This window comes from Neoluteolibacter marinus, from assembly GCF_014904755.1.
GTDB classification, from domain to species: Bacteria; Verrucomicrobiota; Verrucomicrobiia; order Verrucomicrobiales; family Akkermansiaceae; genus Haloferula; species Haloferula marina.
In genome coordinates, this window is the sequence record NZ_JACZFQ010000309.1 from 1 (window position 1) to 226 (window position 226).

1 protein-coding gene is annotated in these 226 nt (G+C 67.3%); it reads left to right on the forward strand.

Features of this window, described 5'->3' with window-relative positions; all coding sequences use genetic code 11:
• A partial coding sequence (locus IG178_RS25015) for a hypothetical protein (protein ID WP_193215275.1) occupies window positions 1–226 on the forward strand: 226 nt, incomplete at both ends.

Here is a 226-nt window from a genome sequence, read left to right on the forward strand (position 1 = left end):
GATCTGTCGGACGAGCGCTTCGGCACGCGGCTGGCGGTGGTGCACTCCCGCTTCTCGACCAACACGTTCCCGTCGTGGCCGCTGGCTCAGCCCATGCGCATCCTGGCCCACAACGGCGAGATCAACACCGTCAAGGGCAACCGGAACTGGATGCGAGCGCGCCAGTCGCAGCTGAAGTCGCCGCTGCTGGGCCGCAATCCGGAGGAGCTGTTCCCGATCTGCTCCG